The sequence below is a fragment of the Fibrobacter sp. UWR3 genome (assembly GCF_900143055.1).
Classification (GTDB): Bacteria; Fibrobacterota; Fibrobacteria; order Fibrobacterales; family Fibrobacteraceae; genus Fibrobacter.
Genome location: NZ_FRCW01000003.1, coordinates 102185 through 120650 on the forward strand (window position 1 = coordinate 102185; position 18466 = coordinate 120650).

Sequence of the window (18466 nt, forward strand, 5' to 3'; positions counted from 1 at the left end):
CAAATCCCTGCTACTGGATTGCATCTACAGAAAGGAGCACGCTCATGCCGGGGCGCAAGTTTTCGACCTTCTGCGTGGGGCGCAGGCGCACCTCGAACGTCTTGAGGTCGAACCCGCCACTTTCCTTGCTGCTGCGCCAGGTGGCATAGTCACCCACGGAAGCGATGTAGCTCACTTCCATTTCGACCTGCCTGTCGAGCGCCGGAATGCTGAGGGTAAACTTCCTGCCCTTGTACACGTTCTTGAGCATGTCCTCGCGCAGGTGGAATACCGCCCAGGCATCGTCCAAGTCGGTCACCGCGATTACGGGCATGCCCGAGCCCACGACCTCGCCCTCTTCGACAAGCTTGAGCGAGACTTCGCCACTGATGGGGCTACGAATCTTGGTTTCTTCGAGGTAGGCGTCCACCTCGGCGGTGGCGCCGCGGGCCTGCATCACGAGGGCGTTCGCGGCAGCCTTGTCTTCGCTGCGGGCGCCGGCCACTGCCTGGTTGTACTGCGCCTTCGCGGCGTCGGCAGCGGACTGGCTCGCCTTCATCTGCGTTTCGGCTTCGTCGCGCTTCTGCAGCGGGAGCACGCCCTCGTTGTAGAGTTTCTGCACGCGGTCGTAGGTGTTCTTCGCGAGCGTCGCCGCATCCTGGGCGCGGTCGGCCATCGCCTTGAGGGCGGTGATATCTTCACTGCGGGCACCATTGCGGGCCTTGCTCGCCTGGGCGCGTGCGGCACCGAGGGCGCCCTGCGCCTGCATCTTCTTCGCCTCGATTTCGGGGCTGCTGATTAACGCCACAAGGGAATCCTTGATGACGATGTCGCCCTCGTGCACGAACAAGCGTTCGATGCGGCCGGGGACCTTCCCGGCCACAAGCACGCGCCTAGCCTCCATTTGCCCCTGCAGGAACTGCTCGCGGGGAGCGGTCGCAAACTTCTGCAACTGCATGATTCCAAGCACCACGAGGACAATCAACGCGGCGACAACTATAACCTTTCCGAGAGTTTTCAGCACGTTCATTATTTCTTCTCCGTATTTTCATTTGCAGGCAAGGGTTCGGCGGGATTTGCGGCAGTTCCGACCGCGGCAGGCGGTTCACCCGCAGTGTTTTCTGCGGGCTGCACGGCGGCAGGTTCAGCGGGGGCCGGCGCGGCAGCCGCATCGGCGGCAGGCTGCGTTTCGGGTGCAGCCGGTTCGACAGGCGTTTCTGCCGGCGCGGATTCCTCCGGCTTTTCCACCGGGCGTGTCGCATTCAGCATCGTGCCCGCATCGGCAACCTCGCCAGATGCTTCCAGCAGGCCGAGCCATGCAATCACAGCATCGAAATGCGCCTTCAGGTCGGCCACCTGCAAGCGCGAAAGCGCAAGCTCCGCATCCACCACGTCAAGCCCGGTTGCAAGACCCGCCTCGTAGGCACGCGTCTGGCTGCGGAGCGCCTCGTCGGCAAGCTCGCGCGTCTTGACGAGGCTCTGCAGGCGGCCCCGCGCATGTTCCAGTTCACGCCAGCGTTTTTCTACCAGCAGGCTTATATTGTCGAGAGTCTGTTCCTCCATGTTCGAGAGCGAGCGTTCCATCGACTTCGCGGAACTGACCTTCGCGCGGGATTCCTTCCCGCCCAGAATCGGCAAGTCCCACTGGGCCTTCGCGCCCACAGCCCACTCGGGCTCCAGAATCGTCAAATCCTTCGTGTAGAGTTCCCTGTAACCGAACAGGGCAATTGTCGGGAACCAGTCGGCGCGTGCGGCCCGCACGGCATCCTGGCTGCGCTTGCGTTCCGTACGGAGCTGCCTGAGCCCCGGGTGCTTTTCGCGCGCAAGCTGCTTGAATTCCTCCATGCCGTGCACCACGTCCGGCGCTTCCACCGGGGTCGTCGCCGTAATGCTCGTGTCCGTGTGCAGCAAGCTCGCAAGCGCCATTCGGGCAAGCGACTGGTCACGCAGAGCATCCTCGTATGCATTCTGCGCCTCTGCAAGCGCGACTTCTGCACGCAGGCGTTCCGCCTTGCTTATCTGGCCGCCTTCCTCGAGCTTCTTGGAGCGTTCCAGGTGGCCTTCGAGGTTCTTCATCGTGGATTCGCGCATCACGGAAAGTTCCTCGGTGAGGCGGAGCGTAAAGTACTTGGTCGCCACATCCATCAGGATGGTGTTCTGCGCCATGTCGAATTCCGCCTTGCGGGCAGCCACGTTCTCTTTCGCGGCATCGTATGCCGAATAAATCTTGAGGCCGGTAAAGATGGGCCACACCACGGTCACGCGGGCGTTGAAGAACACGTCGTCCTGTACCTTCATGCCAAAGTCGGTATCGTTTATCTTATTCGACGCATCGGCGCCGTAATTTTCTGCAGCCTGCTGGGCAAGCGTATTTACCTTGTTGCTCCCCATGACACCGCTGCGGATTTCGTCCACCCTCTGGTCCACCATGCTCTTGGCAGTCGCCTCGTCCAGCCCGGCGGCCATCGCCTGCTTCACGGCATCGTTGTAGGCCTGCGTGTACGCCATGTTGTATGCCGAAAGGTACGCCTTCGAATACGCGGCGGCACCGGCCACCTCGCTCAGGGGCCCCTGGAGGCGGCTCAAGTCAATCGTAATCGGGTCGTTAATCTTCGTGACACCCGCCGAAAGGGAAACCTTCGGCAAGAACCGGGAGAAGGCTTCGCTCTGCCCGCTTTCGGCCATTTCGACCTTTGCCTTTTCGGCCTTAATCTGCGAGTTGTTAGACTTCGCCATTTCCAAGGCTTCCTGCAGCGTAAGCGGGGCTGCCATGGCGGCAACGCTCAGGGAAGCGATATAGACCAAACTCTTTCTCATATAATGAAAAATACATATTTAAATAAGCAGGGGCAACTCCGCCCATCCTACTAATTGTGTAAAACATCCGGCCTTATGAAAACAAAAAGAATCCCGTTTTTCGCGGGATTCCTTCAAAGTTTACCTTATTGTTCTATTGAACTGATTTAAATCTTACCGGGGGTCGGAACGTCCACCTTCCACGCCTTCGCCTCGTAACCCATGGTAGTCACATCGACGCGGTGCAAGCTGTAACCGTAACCATCCGCTTCGGCAAGGCCATCCCACCCATCAGAGTAAAGGGTCGCATCGTGCCAGATGTAGAAGTACTTCGTTACGCCATCAACTGTTTCCTTGGAATACGGCTCCTTCACGGCAATGGTTTCACCGCGGTTGGAAAGTTTGCCCTTGTAGGCAACAATCTGCACGTCCGCAGGAATCTGGTAGGTCTCACGGACAAAATCCGCATTCCATGCAGTAATGCCGAACGAAGCCATGTCGACATCCTCAAGCGTTTCCGGAATCAGGAGTATCAAGCCCTTCGCCGGGACAACCATGCTCGGGAACTCGAGATTGATACCTTCGACCTTCCAACCCTTCGAGACGGAAGAACTGTAAAGAGTGACAGGGGTTTCCGAGCCATTCACGACTTCCATGAATTCGAACGGAACCGTGGTGTTGGCAGAAGCCGGATGGTAATGGATTTCGTTTATATAGAGAGAACCGACAGCGAGGGTGGAATTCTTTTCGCCGGGGGTTGCCGCGGCAAGCGGGCCCTGCGCCGTAGAACCATCGGAAAGGTCAACAACGCCACTCGTTGCAGTAGTCGCCGGCACCCAGATGCTCGATTCGTCGCCTTCCTGCGGGCCACGCAGGTAGAACTCGCCACCATCGGGAGCGACAACCAGTTCCTTGTCAAAGGCGGTTTCTGCATCAAGAACGAGGTAACCCTTCGCAGGGACCACGCCCGCACTGATTGTGAGAGTTTCTCCGCGGCGTTTCGCCTCGAGAGTCCAGCCCGTGATATCTACCGGCTGGTCGCCCGCATTGTACACTTCAATCCAGGACTTTTCGCCAAGCTTGAACGGCATGATTTCGTTGATGCGCACCTGCGTCGGGGCAACCCATTCATCGCCACCTACACCCGGATTGCCCTTATCCACCTTGCTTGCCGCCCAGGAATTGGGCTGGGCAGCGTTGCCGCCCACGTACACGAGGGTACGGCCCTTGCCATCGGCAATGCTCGGCCAGGGAGGTTCGTTACTGAAGGCGCAGCTCACGTCACCTTCACCCTGAACCTTCACGTTCACCACGTCACCTTCATTGGTTAGCTTCACCGTAGTTCCGCCAACCCACGGGCCAAAGAGCCTTCCCGCAAAGGTCGGGTACATCTTCCTGAATTCGGCAGTGTCGTTCGCGACCACCACGTACTCGCCCTTCTTGAGGGGTTCTTCCGGGAAGGTGTAGTCCACAGCACCGCTCAGGTGAAGGAAGAAATTCTGCATGTTGTCCATGTCCATGCCGCCAGCGATGTAGACTTCCACCCACTCAAGAGGAGATTCACCGGGCGCATTGTACATGATTTCGGAACAGGCCATCTGCGGTTCGGCATTGTCCGCAATAGAGGAACTGGACTTCGCCGTAGGCTGACCGTCACTACTGCCGGGAACATCCCCGCTGCTATCGGGAACGAGACTGCCGCTAGAATCTACCGGCCCCACCGGGTCGCTGCTCGGGTCTTCGGAGCATGCCGAAAAAGCACCGAGGGTAGAAATCAGGGTTCCTGTCAAAAGCCACTTTTTCATATCCATAAGGGCCATCCTTTTTGAGGTTTTCGCTCTTTAAAAAAATCCTAGAAATTGCCCGCCAGCTTTGTCCAGTACGGGGACTTGAACCGGCGAGGGTTCTCGTAGACACGTTTCCATTCGGCTGCCGCATTACCGAATTTAGAAAATGCGGCGTGCTTGAGGTTCAAAAATCTTATCAGGTCGAACATCCAGTAAGGAACCTGTGAGCAAGGACACTTCAATTCGAGCACTGCATCGGCACCGGGCTGGAAAAACCTCGGGAGCCCCGTCGAATGCATGTAGTGCGGGTCCACCGTATAGTCAAATCCGTTCTCTTCGCGGAAGCGCATGCCCGTGTCGATGGTGACGCGGGAATATTCCTCGCGGAGCCCGAACCAGGCGCGGCGCTTGTACTGCGTCAAAAGGCGCGGGTGTGCCCCGTGAAGTTCCGTCTTGTACAGGAAATCCTTGAGGTACATGCGGTCCTTCTCGCCCTTGCAGGGCCATTCATCGGGTTTCATGTGCCAGACTTCGCCCGGGTTGATTCCCTTGATGGTCGCGCGGCTCTTGTAGCAGATACTCCTGATCTTGCGCTTGACCTCGAAATGGAACGTGCCGTCCTGTGCGGGGTGTTCGCCGTAGGTACGGATACGCATGTTGAAACGGTCCAGCAACTGCTTCTTTTTCCAGCCAAGGAACGTCCACTTCGGGGTATCCAGGTAAAGGTTCGTAATCCAGTAGAAGCCACCCGGCGTAATCTTCGAGTAGTAATCCTCCTCGCAGTACGGCGCAAGGAAGGCGCCAATCCGGTCCGCCCATTCGACGGGGATGTGGTACTTGAGCTCGAAACGCTCGAGGAGGCTAAAACCGCGGGCTTCTGCCATACTACTTCAGAGCCTCGCGCAGGTGGTTTGCGCTGTTTTCGCGGGCAAGGATGCCTGCGTAGTTGAGCAGTTCAAGATAACGGGCAAAGATATCGTATTCGAGCTTGACCGCCTTCATGTCGCTTTCGAGCGCGCTTTCCTTTGCACGCAGGAGCAATAGCGGGTCAGAACCGGCATTGCGGGCGAACTGTTCCATAAACCCGCTCGCGCCCACCTGTTCCACAAATTCCTTCTGCACCTTCCACTGGCCAATCAGCGCGAGCACTTCTTCGGTGAGGCGAGCCACCTTCTGATTGATATCGCGCACGTCGGCGAGGTAGTCGCTCTCGGCATCGAGCTTTGCCACCTGGAGCTTGAGGTCAGAATCCTTACCGCTGTCAAAGAACGGCAGGCGGAATGCCAGATTCACGAAGAACTTGTCGGCAGTCTTCCTGTTATCCTTATCCGGGACGAGGATGCTGGCCGTGGCGCTGCAGTTGAGCGCGCTCGTGCAACCCGTCTTGGACTGGAACTCGTCCTTGTAGTCGGCATACGCGCCTGTACCGTAAATGTCGGAGGCGTCCAGGTCCTTGTACTTTTCCAGCAGGGATTCAATCTGCAGGGAGTACCCGATACCGATATGCGAGATGTAGTCGCGGCCCTTGCTCACGTCCTGCTTGGCCTGCGCCACTTCGCTATCGCGCTTGCCGCGGGCCATCGCCACCAGCGGGAAGTTCTCGTTCACTTCCACGCCGTTCGAGAGATTCTGCGCAAGTTCGTCCATCGTGGGGAGGAACGACGAATCCAGATCGACGCCTTCGAAATCGGGCACCCAGATTTTCATCTTGAGTTCCGCATCGCGGAGCGCCGTGCTGTCCGAAAGCAAATCCGCCTTGATGGTAGCACCCTTCTCGAGCGTGGACATCAGATCTTCGGCACTGAACGAGGCAGAACCCGACTTCATGTGCAGCACTTCCACGCGGTCTGCGTTTACCTGCAGCAACTGCTTGTTGATTTCGTTAATCTTCTTGCGCATCACGTAACGCACGCCACGTTCATAACGGTCAAAGAGCAACAGCGAACGCTCGACGCCGAACCTCGCCTTCTCGTAATTCCTTACGGCATCGGCCCTTTCCTTGTCGGCACTGCTTTCGCCGAAACTCTTCGGGGTCATGCGCAGTTCAAAATCGTGCTTTGCAAAGCTGAAACCGTCAAGCTGGTAACGGAGTTCCAACTTGTCCCAGAGTTTCGTATTCCGTTCGCCCGAGGTGGCCTCGGAACGCTTCTGCGCCGCCTCGTAGCGGGGGTCGTTCTTGGCCGATTCTACAAGCTTATCCCATGTGAGCGGTTCCGCGAATACGGCTGCCGCAAGCATGGCGGGGAGGACTGCAATGCGTTTCATTACTTGTTCTCGTTCTTCTTGAGTTTCTTTCCGCTAGTTTCAGAAATGGTCACCATCTCGCCCAGCAGGAACGGATTGTTTTCGGGAATCTTGATGGTCACTTCACGGCCGTAGACCGGCATCTCGGGCATCTTCCACATGCGTTCCGGGAATGCGACAATACGGCTCGAAAGGCCAACGACCTCGCCCACCACGGCCTTGCCCGAACCGGCAAGCGTAGTGACCTTCACGGCCTCGCCCAGGTCCATGTTCTGGTAAATCTGTTCGTTGATGTAGCCGCGCACGAGCGTCGGGGACTTGTGGGCCAATGTCACGATAGGAGCAAAGCTGGATACCTTCTCGCCGTCGCGCACGTTCACGTCGCCCACGACCCAGTCTTCCTTCGCAATCTGGATAAGTTCTTCCTGCTGCTTCTGCATTTCCTCAAGTTCCTTCTTGAGGTTCTCGGCTTCGCTCTTGCCGCTCGCCTTCTGGAGCTTGCTGCTACCGCGGAGGAGGGCAATCTGCTCGTTCGCGCTCTTGGTAGCAAGGGCGAGCTCGTTCTTGAGGCTCTTGATGCGCATCGCCATCGCGTCGTTGCCGTCGCTCTGGGATTTGGAGTTCGAGAGGCTCTTGAGCTTTGCAGAAATAGCCTTGTTGCTGTTGTATTCGGCTTCAAGGTTGCGGATTTCTGCGGTGAGGGTCAGGCGGCGGGTCTCTAGGTTCGCCTTCACGTCGGCCACCTTCTGGTCGATTTCGGCAGAACTCAGGTTGCTGCGGCCTTCGAGCGCATCAATCTCGCGGGTAAGTTCGGCAATGCGGAGAGTCAGGTCGGGGCGGTTGATTTCGACAATCGTATCGCCCGCATGGATTTCCTGGCCGGGAACCACGTGCACCTTCACAATCTCGGTAGCACTGGGCACGCTGATGATTGTTTCACTCGCCTCGGCAATACCCCTGAACATGGCGACCTTGCCCTGGTAGACAAACCCGACCACGATTGCCAAAATAACGCAGATAACCCATGCTATGGAGAGCTTGTGGCCGTAGACGTAGGCCACGCCCGCATTGTTCTTGTGGGTATTCCAGAATGTATCGAGCCAATCTTCAAGCTTGTTCATCGTTGCCTCCCTACATTTCCGTCGTTGCGTCTTGCATCATGAACTGCACGTCCGAGATGCCTTCCAGCTTGGAAAGTTCATTCAGGATTTCCGCCGCAGGCTTCGTCGCCCTCAGGCGCACTTGGTAGGCGACATCAAGGCGGGCACCGCCATCGACTTCGCGCATGGTGATAAGGATGAACGTCTTGAGGCTCGTCTTCATGATATGTTCGACCTGCTCGCGGACCGGGCCTTCGTTCGGGAGGGCGAAGCGGAGCATGCCGTCAAAGAAGTGCTTGGTGCCGAGGCCCGTACGCGAAAGCAGGAAGGCGACACAGCAGAAGGCAATCGTACCGCCGGCAGCGGCACCCCAGGCATACACGCCACATCCGATACCCGCACCCAGCGAGGCGAATATGAACATGATATCGCGAGGGTCCTTGAAACTCGTACGGAAGCGGACCACCGAGAGAGCGCCCATCATACCGAGGCCACGCCCGACGTTATCGCCGATGGCCTGCATAATCATCGCAGCCGCAACCGAACTCAGGACAATGCCCTGGACGAAGTTGCGGGAATAGGAAAGGCCGAGGAACGTCTTTTCGTACGTCCAGCCGATGATGGAAGAAAGGATAAAAGCCAGCGTAAGGGTATAAACCAGCGTGATGAGAGTCGCGTTGGTCGTGCTGGACTGGACCGCAAGAAGGTCGAGCATGTTTTACTCCATATAGGTTTGCTTTTTGTTTCCATAATCTACTTAAATAACGCCGTTTTTAGGGCATTTTCTTGTAAAAATGGGTCAACAAAGAGCCATTATAATAACGTTTCATCCGAAAAATAGATAAAAACTCCCGAAATTCCTTGTAAAGATGCGTTAATAAAGCATTCTCCGTTGTAAAAGAGAACATCAAAAAGCGGTATTTTTTCGGAACAGTTCGTTCCAAGAAAAGAAAGCACGCACAAAAAAAAGATGGCGCAAAGCCATCCTCTTATAATGCTTTAGGTCTTGAAAAAGAAGCGAGCAGGACCAGGAGCCGAGCCCCCGTAGCGTATTGTAATACGTGAGGGGGCGAGCGACGCCGTAATGCGAAGCTTATTTTTTCAAGAACTCGTTGATGCCTGCGGCAGCGCGACGTCCCTCACCCATGGCGAGAATCACGGTTGCGGCACCCAGCACGATGTCACCACCGGCATAAACCTTCTCCATGAAGGTCTTGTTGGCGGCAGCATCTTCGAGAAGGATGTGCCCCTTCTTGTCGACAGAGAGTTCCGGCGTGGTGTTGCTGATAAGCGGGTTAGAACCGTTACCGATAGCAACGAGCACGGTGTCGCATTCGATTTCGAAGCTTGCGCCTTCGACCTTGACCGGACGCGGACGGCCCTTTTCGTCGGGCTCGCCGAGTTCGTACTTGTCGACGAGCATGCCGCGCACGTGACCGGCTTCGTCGCCAAGGATCTTGGCCGGGTTCTGCAAGACGCAGAATTCGACACCCTCTTCCTGGGCATGGAGAACTTCTTCCTTACGGGCCGGAAGTTCGTTCATGCTGCGGCGGTAAACGATGCGGACCTTTTCGGCACCGAGACGGAGAGCCATACGGGCAGCGTCCATAGCGACGTTACCACCACCGAGAACGACCACGTTCTTGCCGGGCCACATCGGGGTATCGGCATGTTCCTTGTCGTAGGCGCGCATGAGGTTAGCGCGGGTCAGGTATTCGTTAGCGGCGAACACACCGACGAGGTTTTCGCCTTCGATGTTCATGAAGAGCGGGAGGCCAGCACCGGTACCGACGAACACGGCATCGAAGCCATCCTTTTCAATCAAGTCCTTGAGCTTGCGGGTACGACCGATGACAAAATTTGTCTCAAACTTCACGCCCATGGCTGCGAGAGATTCGATTTCGTTGTCAACAATCTTCTTGGGCAGACGGAATTCAGGAATGCCGTAGCGGACCACACCACCGAGCTTGTGGAAAGCTTCGAAGATGGTCACGTCGTGGCCTTCGCGACGCACGTCGGCAGCGACAACCAGACCGGCAGGACCGGAACCGATCACAGCCACCTTCTTGCCGGTAGCAGGCTTCACGGCCGGCACGGAAGCACCACCGTTGTTGCGTTCGTAGTCGGCAGCAAAGCGTTCCAGGCGACCGATAGCCACAGCCTGGTTCACGTCCTTGTGCATCTTGCCCATGGTGCAGTTCATCTGGCACTGGCGTTCCTGCGGGCAAACACGGCCGCAGATTGCCGGGAGCAAGCTGGTTTCCTTAATCTTCGCGATAGCGGCCTTGAAGTCACCTTCGGCAATCTTCGCGATGAAGGCCGGAATGTCGATGTGCACCGGGCAGCTTTCGACGCAAGGCTGGTTCTTACAAGCGAGGCAGCGGTTAGCTTCCACGATAGCCTGAGCTTCGGTGTAACCCTGAGCCACTTCTTCCATCACGCGGGCACGATAGCTCGGTTCGAGCTGCGGCATCGGCTGGGCCGGAATGGCAGTCTTGTCCTTCGGCTTGAGCGGCTTCGGGAGGGCGTTAATCTTTTCAAGTTCCACCTTGGCGGCGGCGTCCAACTGTTCACGAGTCAAATGTTCAGACATTACTTGCTCTCCTTGGCCTTTGCGTCAGCCATCTTATCAATGTTGCACTTGTGGCCGTCATTGGCACCGAAGCGGTGCAAGGCTTCCTGTTCCTGGGGCTTGAAGGCGCCCATACGCTGGAGCATGTTGTTCCAGTCGACTTCGTGGCCGTCGAATTCCGGGCCATCGACGCAGACGAACTTCGTCTTGCCGCCGATAGTCACGCGGCAGCCACCGCACATGCCGGTCCCGTCCACCATGATGCTGTTGAGGCTCACGACGGTCTTCACGCCGTAGGGCTTGGTGGTGAGGGCGCAGAACTTCATCATAACCGGAGGACCGATGGCGAGCACCATATCCGGCTTGCCCTTCGTGTCTTCGCAGAGTTCCTTCAGCGGTTCGGTCACGAGACCCTTGCGGCCGTAGGAGCCGTCGTCGGTCATGAAAATGATTTCGTCGGCGAGAGCGGTCATTTCTTCCTTCATGAGGAAGAGGCTCTCGTTACGGGCACCCATGATGATGGTGACCTTGTTGCCGGCCTTCTTCATGGCCTGGACGATCGGATGCATCGGGGCAATGCCCACGCCACCGCACACGCAAACCACGTGGCCAAAATTCTCGATGTGGGTCGGGGAACCCAGCGGGCCCACGAGCACCGGGATATCGTCACCGACTTCGAACTTGGAGAGTTCGGTGGTGGTCTTACCGACGGTCTGGAAAATCAGGGTGATGGAGCCTTCAGTCGTGTCGGCATCGGCGATGGTGAGGGGCACGCGTTCGCCGTTGTCCTTGTTCGTCTGGAGGATGATGAACTGGCCGGCCTTACGCTCTTGGGCGATCAGCGGGGCCTCGACGCGGAATTGGAATACCGCAGGAGATAACTGTTTTTTAAAGAGAATTTTTGCCATAGTGGGAACAAATTTAGATAAAAGGGTTGCCGCCCGAAAGCGAAATTTTTGTAAAAACACGCTCCAAAAAGGCACTGAAGGCCCCAGATCGGGGGTGCGAAGGCCGCACGGGCCCCGTTGTACATTTTTTGAAATATTTTTGGAAGATTGAGGCGGGTCAGGCCTTCTGCAGGAATTCGTAGATGCGGTCTTTGTATTCCTTGATTTCGTCGAAGGCGGCGTGGCCGTAGCCCTCGAAAATCTCGTACTCGCAGGGGACATTCGCGGTCCTTAACTTTTCCACGATCTTGTCGGATGCGATGGGCAAAACAACGCGGTCTTCGCTTGCGGCAAGCACTAGCACAGGACACTTGATGCTTGCGAGCATGTCGCCGGTATCCACGTTATCGCACTCGCGGGCGAATATGGCGAAACGGTCCATTTCAGCTTCGGAAACGTCCTTGTACATGGCACGGAGTGCGCGGCTGTAGCGTTCGGCAAACTTCGACGAGAAGCAGTCGCGGATGAAGGCTTCCACTAGGCCTTCACGGTCGTGCGCGCGGGCAAGGCGGGCCCAGTTCCCGATGACTTCAAGCTGTTGCGGCTCCGGCTTGGAAGTCGAACAGCCGAGCACGAGCTTCCACACGAGTTCCGGGTGCGTCGCCGCGATATGCTGGGCCACCATGCCACCCTGCGAAACGCCATAGAGCGCCACGTCCTTGAGGCCGAGCGCCTGCATGGCAAGCACCTGGTCGCGAGCCATCTCCTCGAGGGAGTAACCCGGGTCCACGTCCTTGCGACGGTCAAAAAAGTAGAGCGTATAGCCCTCGGTGAACATCTTGTAGGGCACCTGCAGGGAGGCTGCGGATTTCATCACGCTCTTGATGGCAAGCCCGGGAATAATCACGAGGGCGCGCGAGCCGTTCCCGAACTTCGCGTATTCCATTTCGAATCCGGCGGTGCGGACATTGTGAACAAGTTTATCACTCATACCCTAAAAGATAGATACATCTTTCACAAAAGGGGATGCTATTTCTTATTTTTTTGTCATCCCCGTGAACACTTTCGTCGTCATCCTCGCGAAGGCGAGGATCTTGTAAATAAGGAGTCTATATGAACAAGTTCTTTGCCATCCTCGGAACCATCTCGCTTTCGATGCTTGCCGCCTGCAGCGATACCAAGATCGCCAAGGAAACGGCTGAAACTGCCGCACCGGCAAATACTGCTGTCGCGGGTTCCGAGACGCCCGCTGCCGATGCTTCGGCTGGCTCAGCAACCGCCCCACAGGTCGAGGGCACCAAGACGATTACGCTTTCAAACGGGGCGAGCGTCACCTGGATTCAGGATAACACGGGCAACAAGCTGAACCCGCGCTCGCTCTTCAGCGACGCCAGCGACTCGCTCTACAACAGTCTGAACATGCCCGACGGCATCCCGGCCAGCGTGAGCACGTTCCTCGTAAAGGTCGACGGCAAGTACATCTTGTTCGACGCAGGCCTCGGGGCATTCGGCGGACAGCTCCAGAAGCGCCTCGCCGCTCTCGGCGTGAATCCCGACAGCATCAGGCTTATCTACCTTACGCATTTCCATGTGGACCACATCGCGGGCCTTGTCGCAAAGGACGAAGCAGGCAACGATGCAAAGGCATTCAAGAACGCCGCCGTCTATGCGGGTAAGGTGGAATACGACGCCTGGATGAACGACATCCCGAAAAACGACTTGCAGAAGAACATCATGGCGCTCTACAAGGATAGCCTGCATTTGTTCGCCTTCGGTGACACGCTCCCCCACGGAGTGCTCGCGATGGACGCCGTCGGACATACGCCTGGCCACACCGCTTTCCAGCTGGCGAACCTGCTTATCGTCGGCGACCTGATGCATGGTTATGCCCTGCAGAAGGACCACCCCGAAATCAATTCCAACTACGACATGGACAAGCCGAAATCCGCCGAAAGCCGCAAGCGCATCATGCAATACGCCCGCGACAACAAACTCCTGATGGCCGGCATGCACCTGCCCCCTCCGGGATTTGTGGAATAGGAAAATCAGTTTAGGGATCGAAAGGTCCAAATCTCAGAATGGAAAACGAGAACAGGAAACTCACGTAAGGGGCCTTTTTTTCAAAAAAATAGCCAATTTCGACATTGAATATGCATATCAAGTCCAAACGGGCGGATACTCCATAGTCAAATCCTGTTGAAGAAAACCAACCCACCTGGGGGCCGACAGCAACGCCGAAAAGGGGGCCGAGCAAGAACTGAATATTCGGATAGAGCAAAACGCCATGTTCATGATCGGTGAAATCATAGACATACCTGGTACGAATGGACCATACAAATGCATAATCCGGAACCCATAATCCTTCTGTTCCCTCGGGGGGCTCTTGTGGATAGATTAAACTTAAGAGAGATCCCCATTCCAGCCCCGCCATGAACATACTTCCGCCACCCGCCTCTAACCCAAGAGGTGTTGGTATATAATCTGAGGATTTTTTCTTAGGTGTGTAAACAGAATCAGCCTGCGCCAAGGAATAACCCGGCAAGAGCAAAGCCAAAGCGAGAATTATGTTCCTGACAAATTTCATGATTATGAATATAAAAAAAGATCCCCGCCTGCGCGGGGATGACATTAGGGCGTCGAGAATGACATTCCTGTCAATTAAGCGCGGACCGTCGTGAAGCTGAATGCTTCGCCGTCGGCGTCGTTGGCTTCGAGGCCATCGGCGGCAGCAGCCCACTTGATAGCGACTGCTTGCGTTTGGCACTTCGTGCCCAACCTCTTCGGCTCGGCAATGTCCACGCAAGCGTGGCCGCTGCTCTCGCCTTGCGAGGTTGTCACCTGCGATGTACTTATTTCACAGCTTCGACGAAGACCTTTTCGCCATCTGCATCAGATTCCTGCAAACCAGCAGTAGAATCCTTCCATACAATAGCATTAGCTTGAGTCTCGCCCTTGATGTAAAATTCGTTTTCCTTCACGGCCTGCTTCAGCACTTCGCTTTCAGAATAAAGTTCAATGCTGATACGGTCAGAGATTGCAAAGTTCTGATCCTTACGGCGGTTCTGGATGCGGTTCACGAGTTCGCGGGCCACGCAGGCGCGGCGGAGTTCGTCCGTAATCTTCAAGTCCAGAGCCACGGTGAAGTGCTGGTTGGCTTCCACGGCCATGCCGTCGGCCACGATGCGGTTGAGCATCAGGCAGTCGGCACCGACTTCACCGAAGTCGAACTTGATGGTTTGCGCTTCGCGCCCAACCTCTTCGGCTCGGTCATGAGAAGACAAGTCTTCTCGCGACTCTCGCCTTGCGTGGTTGTCGCCATTCTGCAGAGCCTTGATTTCATCAACCGTGAGGCTGTTCAGCTTGGCGGAAATCACCTTCATGTTCTTCACATAATCCGGGCCCTTCGCCTTGATGGCGAGGAAGTTCGGCTTGGCGGAGAGCTGCACGAGCTTGGTTTGCACTTCGTGCCAACTTCATTTCGCGAACGTTGAGTTCTTCTTTTTTGGGGCGTTCCCCACTTCGTGGGTCGGGCTATATTTTAGGGACCGCTGTCATCGCTTCGCTCGCCACCCGTCTCCTAAAACGGCACCACAGTGCCGCCCCAAGGGGTCACTATCCCTAACGCGTATTTTGGTAGGAAATGCTATTTTGCCAAAATAACCGCGTTAACATTTCCATTCAACCACCATAGGATTGGAAATTCTATGATGTATGAGTCTCCTTTGATTTTCAAGTCCACTTCATGAATTTTGCCGTTGTGCCGGAGCGTATAGGCGGCGGAGGCTTTTGGAAAAAGAGATTTAACAACAAAGACGGAGTATGTTGAGCTAGCGAACAGGTAGGAATTATCATCATTCCATTCGGAGTTGTCAAATGGCGTTGGAATGATAATTTTATCCTTTTCAAATAGCGGAGCATATGCGGAAAAATCATTATTCTTTGAATTCGTTGAGAAAGTTCCTGAAATGACATCATATATTTCACCGGCTTTTTCCCGAGAACTTTCCTTAACGATTATACCTTTTCCTGCTTCACGAAACTGGTCTGCAGCATCGCCCATGACATCACCGCCCGTTTGGCTATCCGACATTTGAACCATAGAATGATTGGCTAGAATTTCAAAGCGAATTTTGATATCGTTTTTATTTCCATATACATGATGCTCCACCTCCATGCAGGAGGTGAGAACAATCATGAATATAAATAGTAATGAAAAACGAAACATGGCCTGTTTATTTAATATTGAGACATTTCTTGAATTCGATTACGTCGTTTTTAGCTCTACTTGTATCGCCGTAGAAACTTTTGATGGTAAATTTCTCGGCGAGTTTTTTGATGTTCAATAAGTTTTCATTCGCTTTTTGCATTTTTGGATAAGCAAGGTCTTACAAAGGTCAATTTCTTCATAGCAATCTTTTCGATGTTCTAAGACGACAAAATATATTTTTAAGCCAGTCTTGGAAGCCTCCGCTAAGAAATCATTGAGCATAGCTTTCTTTGCTGTTGCAAAGCATTCGTTCTTGAAGGATTTATTTGTTCTACCGACATAGATGGGATTTGAGCCACGAGTTACCGCATTAGCGAAAACATAACACCCTTTTTTATCAGCGTATTTTGAAAAATCTTTATCCTTCCAAAGTGATGCCCCAACATCACCAAGCTGTTGGATGGAATATTTTCCACCCTTGATTTTTTTTAAGCTTTGTCGGAACATCAAATGGACCATGGATTGTGAAATTAACGGGCATGAAAATCACTCCTTTAACCTTTTCTAATAACAATATCTTGAATGACAGAAAAGATTTTTTCTCCTAATTCTTGCATATTGCCAGTCTGTTTTTTGACCATAGGCTCTGTCCAATCAAATGCCCTAGCACTTTTAGTAATTTTTCCATCTTTCCATGCTTTGAAAGAATAGGAATGCAATTCCTTTCCATCATTGGTCTCTTTTGTATCAACCTTGATATTCAACAGGAGAGAATATGTTTTGGACATGACTATTCCTCCTTTTTTTCTTCAGTATCAGCGATGCAGCGAACGTTAAATTTTCCCTTAAAATCCCATCTATCAATTTTTTCAACCCTAAGATCGACGTGATTTTCAATAGTATTTCCGTCGGAAAGGAGCCAATAACCTATTATCATAGATCCTGTTCCATATTTAAATTGACCATCTTCTTTATAGTAGCCCATTTTTTGACCCCAAAATTCACGAACAACAGAGCAATCTTCAAGAGCATGTTTATATGGTTCTCTTTCCTTGCAGTACTTTGATAGTTTGTTAATAAGTGTAGAAGCGTCTTTTTTATTTGGCAAACGCCATCCTTCGGGACATATATTTTTAGCCTCTAAAATGGTATAGAATCGACCTTTAGAACATTCGCTTTCGTCTTCAAGATAGCATATGCTAGTAGGCGTCTCTATGTTTAGATTGTTCGCCATCCAAATACTGTTTCCGATGCGAATAACTTTATGACCGTTGACTTCTTGAAGTCGTTGTAGCTCGCCTTTCCCCTGAACACAACGAACCGACCATAATTCTGACTTGAAAGCATACGCAAACTTATCTCCGTCTTTTACATAAGCACCTAAAGACAAGTCTTCTTTTTCTGTCGAAGACCAAGTATAATCAATGCTGGTATCAGAAACAACGCCTTCCAATTCCTCTTTACTTGGTAGGCGCCAACCTTCAGGACAAGCAACGAGGGCTTCATCCCAAGAGTAGGAATCATTCCCTTTGTATTTCAGTTTCTCCGCCATCCACACTTGGTCTCCAATTTTGACGGTCTTATATTTTTGACCGTCACGCGGGTCGGTGAAAGATTCTCCACCGCAGGCGGAGAAAAGGAATGTCGTTGCAATAAAGGCTACGGCAGCGGCGATTCTATTGAGATGTTTCATACAGTCCTCACTGGTTGGGTTAAAACCTAATGAGTTCCGCCCCTGCTCAACAAGGAACTTCGCCAAATTTTGTATGAATACAAAAAAGGCGCAGATCGTTGCATTTATCCAAACGGGGCTCTAGACTGCCTCTACACGATAAACACAAACGACCCACGCCCCAAAAGGGCTGTTGCCATTGGTCGATACGACCGTAAATCAGCCGAATAGCTGACACGACAAACCGAGATATGCCGAAAACGGCATACCTGCGTGAGCGTTCGCCTTGTCCTCGTGTATTTGGAAGTGTCTAGATTCCGTTTGGAGAACAAGAGCAAAAACTCTTTTACTCTTTAAAAATAACATAAAAACGAGAAAAAAGTCCTAAAAGTTTACAAAAAAGTTCTTTTTTGCAATGAAAACGTTGAATTTTCGCTATTTTGTAAAGAAAAAGGGTATTCCAGGTTGTAATGCATAAGGTTAAGCCGATTAAATCGATTGCTAAATCACAATGAAAAATCTATATTGTACAAGAGGTGATATGGCTGGATTTATTTCTGTACATATTGATGATTTTACCCCTTGTCTCAAGGACAATTCCACAGGTGAGCTTGTGGATACCGAGGTCGTGCGCATTCGTCGGTCATCCTTTCTTTCAAAATACAACAAGCAAAATGGTTGGTATGTAAATTGGGGCTCTTTGGCAAAAAACTCTGAAATCTATGCTCTTGTTGTTAAGGGAACCGTAGATATTCAAGGGTTAGTTTCTCTTCAAAACAATTCTGACGCTAAGGCAATCTACATCCAGTGGATGTGCTCCGCCCCACAAAACAACAAACTGCTAACCGAAAACATTAAATATTCTGGTGTAGGCGGCCATTTATTTGCCATAGCCGGGAAAAAATCGGAAGATTATGGATACAACGGCGATGTATTTGGGTTTGCTGCAAGCGAAAAGTTACTTGGTCATTATGTTGAAAAATTGGGAGCGGTTCCAATTTGCATGTTGCACCAATTCCATTTTGGGATTTTCAGTGAACAGATGAAAAATATTATGGAGGTATATACTTATGACTGGACTGACGAAGAAATATAAAGAATACCTCAACGACAGTTATTCGCCCATTGACGTCAATACATTACCCGCGTTCGTTGATATGCGGGCGATGTTTGAGTATGCGAAAAAGAAATGCGTCCAGATTTCGCAATTGACCAAAGAAGA

General features: G+C 53.3%; 19 protein-coding genes. 2 read left to right on the top strand and 17 right to left on the bottom strand.

Annotated elements, in window-relative coordinates:
* Positions 1 to 10: 10 nt before the first annotated feature.
* From BUA44_RS04475 to BUA44_RS04520, 10 genes are all read right to left on the bottom strand, one after another.
* Positions 11 to 1009 (bottom strand): HlyD family secretion protein, encoded by a 999-nt coding sequence (locus tag BUA44_RS04475; protein ID WP_072809068.1) that lies wholly within the window; start codon positions 1007 to 1009, stop codon positions 11 to 13.
* Positions 1009 to 2796, bottom strand: a complete 1788-nt coding sequence (locus tag BUA44_RS04480; protein ID WP_083579480.1) for a TolC family protein — start codon at positions 2794 to 2796, stop codon at positions 1009 to 1011. Before BUA44_RS04480 ends, BUA44_RS04475 begins: the two co-directional genes overlap by 1 nt.
* A gap of 146 nt (positions 2797 to 2942) precedes the next feature.
* Positions 2943 to 4586, bottom strand: coding sequence for a lamin tail domain-containing protein (locus BUA44_RS04485; protein ID WP_072809626.1), 1644 nt, complete (start codon positions 4584 to 4586; stop codon positions 2943 to 2945).
* 41 nt (positions 4587 to 4627) lie between these two features.
* Positions 4628 to 5446, bottom strand: coding sequence for a polyphosphate polymerase domain-containing protein (locus BUA44_RS04490; protein ID WP_072809070.1), 819 nt, complete (start codon positions 5444 to 5446; stop codon positions 4628 to 4630).
* A 1-nt stretch (position 5447) separates the two neighbouring features.
* Positions 5448 to 6827: a TolC family protein gene (locus tag BUA44_RS04495; RefSeq protein ID WP_072809072.1), complete on the bottom strand. Its 1380-nt coding sequence runs from the start codon at positions 6825 to 6827 to the stop codon at positions 5448 to 5450.
* On the bottom strand, positions 6827 to 7927 hold the full coding sequence (locus BUA44_RS04500) for an HlyD family secretion protein (RefSeq protein ID WP_072809074.1): 1101 nt from the start codon (positions 7925 to 7927) through the stop codon (positions 6827 to 6829). Before BUA44_RS04500 ends, BUA44_RS04495 begins: the two co-directional genes overlap by 1 nt.
* 10 nt (positions 7928 to 7937) lie before the next feature.
* Positions 7938 to 8621: a DUF4956 domain-containing protein gene (locus BUA44_RS04505; protein WP_072809076.1), complete on the bottom strand. Its 684-nt coding sequence runs from the start codon at positions 8619 to 8621 to the stop codon at positions 7938 to 7940.
* A 378-nt stretch (positions 8622 to 8999) separates the two neighbouring features.
* Positions 9000 to 10499: an NADPH-dependent glutamate synthase gene (gene gltA / locus BUA44_RS04510; RefSeq protein ID WP_072809078.1), complete on the bottom strand. Its 1500-nt coding sequence runs from the start codon at positions 10497 to 10499 to the stop codon at positions 9000 to 9002.
* On the bottom strand, positions 10499 to 11386 hold the full coding sequence (locus BUA44_RS04515; protein ID WP_072809080.1) for a sulfide/dihydroorotate dehydrogenase-like FAD/NAD-binding protein: 888 nt from the start codon (positions 11384 to 11386) through the stop codon (positions 10499 to 10501). The genes gltA and BUA44_RS04515 overlap by 1 nt, the downstream gene beginning before the upstream one ends.
* Positions 11387 to 11543: 157 nt before the next feature.
* The gene (locus tag BUA44_RS04520; RefSeq protein ID WP_072809083.1) at positions 11544 to 12356 is read right to left on the bottom strand and encodes an alpha/beta fold hydrolase; all 813 of its coding nucleotides are present in this window, start codon (positions 12354 to 12356) and stop codon (positions 11544 to 11546) included.
* A 122-nt stretch (positions 12357 to 12478) separates the two neighbouring features.
* Between BUA44_RS04520 and BUA44_RS04525 the strand changes: the two genes are divergently transcribed.
* Positions 12479 to 13405: an MBL fold metallo-hydrolase gene (locus tag BUA44_RS04525; RefSeq protein ID WP_072809085.1), complete on the top strand. Its 927-nt coding sequence runs from the start codon at positions 12479 to 12481 to the stop codon at positions 13403 to 13405.
* Positions 13406 to 13415: 10 nt separating this feature from the next.
* Here the strand turns inward: BUA44_RS04525 and BUA44_RS04530 are convergent, their stop codons facing one another.
* The 7 genes from BUA44_RS04530 to BUA44_RS04560 all read right to left on the bottom strand — a co-directional run bounded on the left by BUA44_RS04530 (position 13416) and on the right by BUA44_RS04560 (position 17265).
* Positions 13416 to 13949, bottom strand: coding sequence for a hypothetical protein (locus tag BUA44_RS04530; RefSeq protein ID WP_143151863.1), 534 nt, complete (start codon positions 13947 to 13949; stop codon positions 13416 to 13418).
* Between the two features lie 74 nt (positions 13950 to 14023).
* Positions 14024 to 14203 carry a hypothetical protein gene (locus BUA44_RS04535; RefSeq protein WP_072809089.1) on the bottom strand — a complete coding sequence of 60 codons (180 nt, stop codon included), beginning with the start codon at positions 14201 to 14203 and terminating at the stop codon, positions 14024 to 14026.
* Positions 14204 to 14214: 11 nt separating this feature from the next.
* Positions 14215 to 14826, bottom strand: coding sequence for a DUF5915 domain-containing protein (locus BUA44_RS04540; protein ID WP_072809091.1), 612 nt, complete (start codon positions 14824 to 14826; stop codon positions 14215 to 14217).
* Between the two features lie 182 nt (positions 14827 to 15008).
* Positions 15009 to 15560 (bottom strand): hypothetical protein, encoded by a 552-nt coding sequence (locus tag BUA44_RS04545; protein ID WP_143151864.1) that lies wholly within the window; start codon positions 15558 to 15560, stop codon positions 15009 to 15011.
* Positions 15561 to 15704: 144 nt separating this feature from the next.
* Positions 15705 to 16091 carry a hypothetical protein gene (locus BUA44_RS04550; RefSeq protein WP_072809095.1) on the bottom strand — a complete coding sequence of 129 codons (387 nt, stop codon included), beginning with the start codon at positions 16089 to 16091 and terminating at the stop codon, positions 15705 to 15707.
* A gap of 35 nt (positions 16092 to 16126) precedes the next feature.
* On the bottom strand, positions 16127 to 16360 hold the full coding sequence (locus BUA44_RS04555; RefSeq protein ID WP_072809097.1) for a hypothetical protein: 234 nt from the start codon (positions 16358 to 16360) through the stop codon (positions 16127 to 16129).
* Positions 16361 to 16362: 2 nt separating this feature from the next.
* Positions 16363 to 17265, bottom strand: a complete 903-nt coding sequence (locus BUA44_RS04560; protein WP_178348739.1) for an FISUMP domain-containing protein — start codon at positions 17263 to 17265, stop codon at positions 16363 to 16365.
* 520 nt (positions 17266 to 17785) lie between these two features.
* On the opposite strand from BUA44_RS04560, the gene BUA44_RS04565 reads away from it, so the two are divergent.
* A complete protein-coding gene (locus BUA44_RS04565; RefSeq protein WP_078777106.1) occupies positions 17786 to 18340 on the top strand; it encodes a hypothetical protein in 555 nt (184 codons plus the stop codon).
* The last annotated feature ends 126 nt before the right edge of the window (positions 18341 to 18466 follow it).